Raw genomic sequence first — 6,679 nt, forward strand, 5'->3', positions numbered from 1 at the left:
GCGTGGTTTTCCTTTTCTATCGACCAGTGGGTGTGTGCCCACCGGAGGTGTCGGGCGGGGCTAACGGAAGGGGTGCCGCAGAGGGCGGGTCTCAGTGGGCCGGGTGCAGCGCGTCGTTGATGAACATCGCCGCGAGCAGCGCGAACACGTAGGCCTGCAGCGCCTGGATGAAGATCTCGAAGGCGGTCAGCAGGATGGTCATCGCGACGCCCAGGATGCCGAGCGGCGCGCCGAGCGGAGTCAGGTTGGTGGCCAGGAAGTGCCAGCCGACCTCGGAGAACAGCGCGATGATCAGGTGGCCGGCCATCATGGTGGCGAACAGCCGGACCGCGTGGGTGATGTGGCGCAGGAAGAAGGTCGAGATGAACTCGATGGGCGCGACCAGCACGTAGATCCAGCCGGGCAGCCCGGGGGGGAACATCACGTTCTTGAAGAAGCCGATGGGCCCCTGGTGCTTGATGCCCAGGTACATCACCAGCAGCCAGACGAAGATCGACAGGATCGCCGGGTAGCCGATGCGCGACATCACGGGGAACTGGATGAAGATGACCGACCCGAACAGGTTCATGACCAGCACGAACAGGAACAGGGTGAACAGCAGCGGCATCCAGCGGTCGCTGTCCTTGCCGAGGTTCGGCCGGGCGATCTGCTCGCGGACGAACTGGTAGGCGAGCTCACCGGCGTTCTGGAACCCTCGCGGCACGAGCTTCGGCCGGGAGAACGCGAAGTAGGTGAGCACCATGACCAGCAGCGTGCCGACCAGCGCGAGGAGGGCCGGCTTGTTGAACCAGGCCTGACCTTCGACGAGCGGCGGCCAGTCGAAAATGCCGAGCCCCGGAGCCTGGAACTCATCGGAGGCGAGAGGCGTCAGCGTGGCGCTCACTCGTCATTCCCTTCGTCGTGTTGATCGGTCAAGTGGCCATCCGGTGACCTCGCCGCGGACGGGCGGACCGGATGAGAAGTAGAAAGAGGGCGAGGAGGCCAGGGCTCGATGGCTCCGACAGATGTTCCCCGACCTTGTTTACCGCGCACGCGACAATAGCAGGCGCGGCTGTGACTAGTCATATCGAGCCAGCCTCGAGAGATCGTCATCTCGGGGGCCCGACGGTGACCGGCCGAACCTCGTCTGCCGATGAGAGTGTAAGGGAAGCGGCGGTGCGGAGCATGACGGCTCACCTCTTCTCCTCGACCTGGCCGGGAACTTTGACCTCGGGATCGACATAGAGCATGCGAAGACGCAGGAAACCGCGCGCCTCGCCGATGGTCCAGCAGATGGTGCAGGCGATGACGGTCAGGCTGAACGACTGCGGATCCCACGTGGTGGCGTCGGCGAAGCGTTCGAGCAGCACCGCGAGCAGCAGGATCTTCACCAGGTAGGTGCCCATCGCCGCGGCCATCATGATCGTCGGAGAGATGCGCGCGGCGTAGGCGACGGCGATCAGGCTGATGGTGAAGAAGGCGACCACGACGAGCACCCCGATGCCCGAGCCGAGCGCGCCCTTGGAGCCCGCGAGGAACGCGGCGGCCACCACAGCGATCAGGCCGACCAGAGCCGTCGGGATCACGGCCGCTCTGAGTATTCGGAGATCGTTGTCCTGCATCGGTGCTCCAGGGCATAAGTTGTCAAGCGAGCGATTGCTACCTTACAGGGCTGGCGTTGCCCGGGCCTTGCCGGGCCCACTGCTAGTGAAAGATATCACAAGCTCAGGGAGTGCCGCCTTTACCTGCGCTTTCGTGCAGGTGAACGCCCGGGCGAGAGCAGAAGATGATCTGCGCGCAGGCCCGGATGCCGGCTCGGATGCAGGCCGGGTCAGCCGCTGGTGGCCGTGACGTGGGAAGCGCCTGCCGTCCCGGGCACCGATGGGTCCTCGGCCGCCGGCCCGGCGTCGGGAGCCGGCCCCCGGCGCGTGGCGCGGACGCCGCCACCGCGCCCGCCCCGGCCGGACCGCCACAGGGGAAGGCCCATCATCACCAGCACGGCCAGCGCCAGCAGCACGACGACCGGGAAGACGATCAGCGGCACCCCGCCGACCGACAGACCCACGACCGTCGCGGCGAACAGGAACGTCCACGCGTACATGATCAGCACCGTGCGCCGGTGCGAGTGGCCGATCTGCAGCAGGCGGTGGTGCAGGTGGCCGCGGTCGGGCGCGAACGGCGACTTGCCGTAGGACGTGCGCCGCACCACCGCCATGATCAGGTCGGCCAGCGGGAGAACCATCACCGCGAGCGGGAGCAGGATGGGCAGGACGACCGGGAAGCGGTTGATGTCGCCGGCCGCCCCGTTGTAGTCGACCGTGCCGGTCACCGTGACGACCGAGGTCGCCAGCACCAGGCCGATCAGCATCGCCCCGGTGTCACCCATGAAGATCTTGGCGGGGTGGAAGTTGTGCGGCAGGAAGCCCAGGCACATGCCGATGAGGATGGCCGTGATGGCCGCCGTGATGCTGAGGCGCCCCTGGTCGAGGCTGTCGGTCAGCGCGACGGTCCAGGCGAAGGTCGCCATCGCCGCGATGCAGACGATGCCCGCCGCCAGGCCGTCCAGGCCGTCCACGAAGTTCACCGCGTTGATGGCGACGACCACCACCATGATCGTGATGATCGTTGTCAGCGTGTTGTCCAGGCTGACCGTCTGGCCGTTCGGCAGCGGAATCCACAGCAGGGTCAGCTTGAAGGCGACCAGCAGCCCCGCCGCGGCGATCTGGCCGCCGAGCTTGACGAAGGCGTCCATGCCCCACCAGTCGTCCAGGAAGCCGATGACCACGATGACCCCGCCCGCGAGGGCCAGGGCGATGACCGTGTGGCCGTCGCCCATGCGCGGGTCGGCGAGCTTCTCGCCGATGTGGTCCAGCCGGCTCGCCACGAACAGCCCCGCGAGCATGCCGGCGTACATCGCCAGGCCGCCCAGCCGAGGGGTGCGGACGGTGTGCACGTCTCTCTCGCGGATCTCGGGCGCGGCCCCGATGCGCAGGGCGAAAACCCTGACCAGCGGGACCAGCAGGTAGGTGACCACCGCTGCCACCGACGCCATGAGGAGGTATTCGCGCACAGACCCCAGTTTCCCGGATTGTTCGGTCAGATGTGACCGGAAAATTACACAGAACTGCACATTAACCACGTGGATATGCCGGGTGACCCCGCGTGAGCTGCGTCACCCTCTCGGCCACCGACGCTATCGCACCCGGATGACGCACGGCCTGCGCCACCATCGATCCGATCTCCTTCATCTCGCTGACCCCCATGCCCTGCGTCGTCACGCACGGTGTGCCGACCCGGATGCCCGAGGTCACCGTCGGCGGTTCCGGGTCGTAGGGGATCGCGTTGCGGTTGAGGATGACGCCCGCCCGCGCACAGCTCTGCTCGGCCGCCGCGCCGGTCACCCCGACGCCGCGCAGGTCGATGAGCGCCAGATGGGTGTCGGTGCCGCCGGACACCGGGCGCATGTCCTCGGCCGCCAGCGCGTCGGTCAGCGCGCGGCAGTTCACGATGACCTGCGCGGCGTACGCGCGGAACTCCGGCCGCAGCGCCTCTCCGAATGCCACCGCCTTGGCCGCGACCGCGTGCATCAGCGGGCCGCCCTGGGTGAAGGGGAAGACCGCCCGGTCGATGCGCGAGGCCAGCTCGGAGGTGCACAGGATGCCGCCGCCCCTCGGCCCGCGCATCGCCTTGTGCGTCGTGAACGTCACCACGTCGGCGTGCGGCACCGGCGAGGGCACCGCCCTGCCGGCCACCAGGCCGATGGTGTGCGCGGCGTCCACCAGCAGCCACGCGCCCACCTCGTCGGCGATCCCGCGGAACACCGCGTGGTCGATGAGCCGGGGGTAGGCGGTGGCGCCACAAATGATCATCTTCGGCTGGTGCCGCAGCGCGAGATCGCGGACCTCGTCGTAGTCGATCATCTCGGTGTCGCGCCGCACCCCGTAGGCCACCACGTCGAACCAGCGGCCGGAGAAGTTCACCTTGGAGCCGTGGGTGAGGTGGCCGCCGTGCGACAGCGCCATCGCCAGCACCGTGTCCCCCGGCCGGAGCAGCGCGGCGTACGCGGCGAGGTTCGCCGACGCGCCCGAATGCGGCTGGACGTTGACGTGATCGGCCCCGAACAGCGCCTTCGCCCGCTCGATCGCCAGCAGCTCGGCCCGGTCCACCACCTCGCAGCCGCCGTAGTACCGCCTGCCCGGGTAGCCCTCGGCGTACTTGTTGGTCAGCGTGGACCCGAGAGCCGCGATGACGGCGGGCGAGGCGTAGTTCTCGCTGGCGATCAGCTGCAACCCGCCGCGAAGCCGGTCGAGCTCGTCGAGCAGCACCTGCGCCATCTCCGGATCGCGCCGCCGCAACTCCCCGAAGTCGGGCCCATAGAACTTTCCGTCACCCCGTCCACCCTGAACAGAAGCGCGAGAGCCACCTCCCCCTTGCGCCGGTTCGCGCTCAGAACGCGCATCGTCGGCGGGGGCGCGCTCTGGACGCGCATTCGCGGCGAAGTCTTGGACAGGACGCGCATCCGGCGCGGAGTCGCGGTCAGGGCGGTCGCCCGGGCCGGGTGATTCGTGGTCAGGCCGTCTCGCGTGCATGGCTGGCTCACCACTCCTTCCCCTCGCACGGACCCGCGCGTGGTAAGGACACCGATCTCCCCACTGTAAGCCCGCCCTCATCGCCATCCGCACCCACCGACGATCGGCGATCGTCCCGACCGGCCGCGAGCCCGGACCGGCCGACCGCCCCGACCGACCGGCGGTTCGGATCGGCCCCGGTTCTAAGCGGCCGGCGGTTCTGAGCGGCCGATAGCGTAGGCCGGCCGATGGTACGAACAGATGCTCCGGGCAACGACCGAGCGGGTCGGCTACTGCGGGTCGGCCACTGAGCGGGTCGGCCACTGAGCGGGTCGGCCACTGAGCGGGTCAGCTGTAGGCGTGGGGGGCGCCGGCCGCGACCGGGACCCAGCGCGGAGTGTCCGCGGCCTGGTCGCTGATCGCCGAGAGCACCGACTGGCGGTACATGCTCAGGCGGTTGCGCCACTCGCTCATGTCCTGGACGTAGCGCTCGGCGACCGGCGCGTCCCAGACATCCCTGCTGCGGGCCATCTGCTGCGCCTTGTCCAGCGAGGTGGTGAGCTGCTCCAGCATCGGCATCACCTGCTGCCACAGGTCGATGAGCTTCTGGTACTCGGGGTTGAACCGCCAGCTCGTCGCCTGCCCGTCCGGGCTGAACGGGTCGGCCGAGCCGGGCGGGCTCTCTCCGGGCTGGAGCGGCTGCGGAGCCGGGGGATCGGCGTACATCTCTGGCGGCCCTCCTTCACGAACCGGACGACGGATCGAACCTGCCCCGCGACGACGAACCGGAGTCCCCGTCCTCGTACAGGCCACCGCCCCCGTCCTCATACGGGTCACCGGCCCCATTCTCGTACGGGTCACCGGCCGCGAACGTGGCGGCGTGCCCTCCGTAGGCGCCGAAATGGCCGTGACGGGCCTCACCTTCCGACGGCGAGTACAGACCCGACCGGACCTGCTCACCCGGCTCCACGTGCCCCTGTAGAGCCTCATGGCCACCCTCAGCGACCCCGGAAGCCACCGGACCGGAATTGCCGGCGGACGTCGACGAAGCGGCGTCGGCGGACGAGTGGGGCGAGTCCGGCGGAAGCGGCGCTGACGGCTTGGCCGTACCGGACGGCTCGTGGGGCTGGATGTGGCCGACATGACCATCCGGGTGCGGATGCCCCGGGTGCGCCCCGTCCGGCGGCACGATCACCGGTTGGTCCATCGGCGGGATCTTGTCCATGTTCTGCACCAGCCAGCGCAGGTACTCCCCGCTCGGCGGCTTCATGGTCACCTCGACGACACGCACCCCGTCGACGTCGATCACCCGCGTCCGCTCCTGCGAGGTGTCGATGTCATGAGGATTGTCCACCTTAGGGGTATCAAGCTGCCCATCCCCCACATCCGGCCCCTGCACCGGCCCATCAGGCCGCTGTTCCACCCCATGCGGCTGCTGATCAAGGCCCGACGGCTGGTACTGATCAGGAACCGACGGCTGCTGATCCACCCCATTCGGCTGCTGGTCAGGAACAGGCGACTGCTGCTGCGGCGCGTCGGGGCGCTGATCCACCGCGCTCGGCTGATGATCCGGAGCCGACGGCTGATGCTGATCCGGCGCACTCGGCTGCTGCTGCGGCGCGTCGGGGCGCTGATCGACCGCGTTCGGCTGCTGGTCCGGCGCACTCGGCTGCTGATCAGGGACCGACGGCTGCTGATGCACGCCATCCGGCTGCTGATCGGGTCCAGGCGACTGCTGCTGCGGCGCGTCAGGACGCTGATCCACCGTGTTCGGCTGCTGGTCCGGCGCACCCGGTTGTTGGTCGGGGGTCGAGGGCGGCTGATCCGGGACAGGCGACTGGTGCTGTGGCGCGTCGGGACGCTGATCGACTGCGTGGGGCTGCTGGTCGGGCGTGTCGGGCTGCTCGGGAGGAGTAAGGGGAGCCTGGCTGTCCGGGCCGCCCTGCGGGTTGCCGTCAGTGGGCTCGACGTACTGCGGCTCGCCTCCCTGAGGCCCCGAATCCACACGGGGCGTCGGGTCGTGCTTAGGCGCAGGATCGTGCTTAGGCGCAGGATCGTGCTTAGGCGCAGGATCGTGCTTAGGCGCAGGATCGTGCTTAGGCGCAGGATCGTGCTTAGGCGCAGGATCGTGC

The 6,679-nt window shown here is 68.9% G+C and carries 7 protein-coding genes; 1 reads left to right on the top strand and 6 read right to left on the bottom strand.

The features are described from left to right. Positions 1 to 91: 91 nt before the first annotated feature. The 6 genes from atpB to ACWEN6_RS16205 form a co-directional block, all read right to left on the bottom strand. Entirely contained in the window at positions 92 to 883 is a 792-nt protein-coding gene (atpB, locus tag ACWEN6_RS16180) for a F0F1 ATP synthase subunit A (protein ID WP_354841838.1), read from the bottom strand. Positions 884 to 1,172: 289 nt separating this feature from the next. Next, the gene (locus ACWEN6_RS16185; protein ID WP_354841835.1) at positions 1,173 to 1,601 is read right to left on the bottom strand and encodes a hypothetical protein; all 429 of its coding nucleotides are present in this window, start codon (positions 1,599 to 1,601) and stop codon (positions 1,173 to 1,175) included. Between the two features lie 209 nt (positions 1,602 to 1,810). Continuing rightward, positions 1,811 to 3,049 carry a glycosyltransferase family 4 protein gene (locus ACWEN6_RS16190; protein WP_452570888.1) on the bottom strand — a complete coding sequence of 413 codons (1,239 nt, stop codon included), beginning with the start codon at positions 3,047 to 3,049 and terminating at the stop codon, positions 1,811 to 1,813. Positions 3,050 to 3,110: 61 nt separating this feature from the next. After that, the gene (locus ACWEN6_RS16195) at positions 3,111 to 4,334 is read right to left on the bottom strand and encodes a serine hydroxymethyltransferase (RefSeq protein ID WP_452570889.1); all 1,224 of its coding nucleotides are present in this window, start codon (positions 4,332 to 4,334) and stop codon (positions 3,111 to 3,113) included. A gap of 561 nt (positions 4,335 to 4,895) precedes the next feature. Then, on the bottom strand, positions 4,896 to 5,273 hold the full coding sequence (locus ACWEN6_RS16200; protein WP_354841827.1) for a hypothetical protein: 378 nt from the start codon (positions 5,271 to 5,273) through the stop codon (positions 4,896 to 4,898). 16 nt (positions 5,274 to 5,289) lie between these two features. Next, positions 5,290 to 5,856 carry a hypothetical protein gene (locus ACWEN6_RS16205; protein ID WP_452570890.1) on the bottom strand — a complete coding sequence of 189 codons (567 nt, stop codon included), beginning with the start codon at positions 5,854 to 5,856 and terminating at the stop codon, positions 5,290 to 5,292. Positions 5,857 to 5,973: 117 nt separating this feature from the next. Here ACWEN6_RS16205 and ACWEN6_RS16210 point away from each other — a divergent pair. Continuing rightward, the coding region (locus tag ACWEN6_RS16210) for a hypothetical protein (RefSeq protein WP_452570891.1) at positions 5,974 to 6,679 on the top strand (706 nt) is incomplete at its 3' end.

This window comes from Sphaerisporangium sp. NPDC004334 (genome assembly GCF_053602655.1).